This is a genomic window from Oleiphilus sp. HI0079 (assembly GCF_001635105.1).
The window spans coordinates 1-1,756 of record NZ_LWFT01001175.1; the positions used below are offsets into that span (position 1 = coordinate 1).

Here is a 1,756-nt window from a genome sequence, read left to right on the forward strand (position 1 = left end):
GCGGTTCCGTGGAAACGATTTATGCAGACGATGGAAGTATTCTTTCCGGCTCAAGCGTCGCTGCAAGCTATGACGGTCAAGTTTTGATCGGCTCGGTATTTGAACCAAAATACGTCCACTGCAAAGCACAAGAGCTGGCTAGTCGCTAGCTCTTGATCGCAAACAGCGGTGTCAGCATACTCTGATCGGTCGTGCTGCAGAACGGACAGCCCCAAGATGGCTCTTCCTTTACCTACGCATGGTGTTACTGAAAGGAGCCGCGGTCTCGCAAACTACATCGTCCATTTCTATTTGTAGAAGATCTTAAACGGAGTTAAAGATGCAGAATCAAGAGTCGGTTTCTCTCGGAGGTATGGGGAATAAAGTACGCTTCGCATTAAACAGACTTGGGGAAAGGCTATGGGTTAAGCCTCTATTTTCCTGCGTTCTCTCATTATTCGCTGTGATCGCCGCAGGCTCGCGGATCAACTAGTTATATTTGATAACAAACTACCACACATTAGTTTTCAATCATTAGAAACGCTTTTGTCTGTCATGGCTGCCAGCATGCTTGTGATTGCGACATTTGCTGTTGGAGCCATGCTTTCCGCGTTCACATCGGCAAGCGATGCCGCAACGCCCCGCACCCTCTCTTTAGTGATCGCGGATGATGTCTCTCAAAACGCATTATCAACATTCATCGGTGCGTTCATCTTCAGCATTGTTGGACTAGTAGCACACCTGAACACCCTTTTTGAACAGCAGGGTACATTTGTGCTCTTTGTTCTTACGCTCGTTGTATTCGCCATCGTGATCCTGAGCTTCGTTCGATGGGTAGACCGAATTGCACGATTAGGTCGCCTTGGCGAAACGATTGGAAAAGTCGAGAACGTGTTGAATAACGTTCTCCAATCCTATGCAAGATTTCCAACTCTGTGTACCAAGCAGCCGGACGAAGAACCGACGGGAACGCCCGTATTTTCAGAGCATGTCGGTTACGTGCAGCAACTAGACGTTAAGCAACTGCAAGAACTGGCAGAAAAAAATAACTGCCGGATTTTCGTCCGCGCGCTTCCCGGTGAATTTATAAGTCTGGCTGAGCCTCTCGTTCTTGTTGACACAAGCGAAGCCGCCCTAGACGAGCAGTTGACGAGTGGAATAGCGCAAGCATTTCGTGTCGGCCGATCAAGAACCTTTGATGAAGACCCGCGTTTTGGGATGGTCGTGCTCTCGGAAATCGCCAGTCGCGCGCTGTCACCGGCGGTAAATGACCCAGGAACCGCCATCGATATTATTAGAACGATGGTACGTTTGATCTCTAAGTGGGCCATCACCCAACAGCGCTCCGCAGAAGATGGCTCGCAAGAGCAAGCGGTTATGTATGACCGAGTATTTGTACCCGAACTGTCGGTAAGAGCCTTATTGGATGATGCTTTCAGCGCGATTGCTCGCGATGGCGCGGGGCTACGCGAGGTTACAGCATGCTTGCAAGAATCGTTTATCAGCCTGCGCCTGCTTGGTCACGAAGCCCTTGACCCTGCCGTCATCTACCACTCTGAATATGCTCTGGGATACGCCTTGTCGTCGCTTTGCCAGCAGGGAGATCTTGACCATATCCGTTCGCTCTCCGAGCAAGCTCAGGCGAAGGACTTACGCTCTTCGGTGGTCTCTTAGTGAGCGCTCTGCGTTTTTGTCATGAGACTGATGAAAAGTTCCCACGCTTCATGAGACTTGGCTGCAGTGGCGGTCTGTTAAGACCAACATAACGAGCGGTGTT

At 50.2% G+C, this 1,756-nt stretch carries 1 protein-coding gene; it reads left to right on the forward strand.

Translation table 11 applies throughout. The annotated features are described in order from the left end of the window. Positions 1–474: 474 nt before the first annotated feature. Complete coding sequence (locus tag A3750_RS20935; protein WP_255374897.1) at positions 475–1,653, forward strand: DUF2254 domain-containing protein; 1,179 nt, start codon at positions 475–477, stop codon at positions 1,651–1,653. The last annotated feature ends 103 nt before the right edge of the window (positions 1,654–1,756 follow it).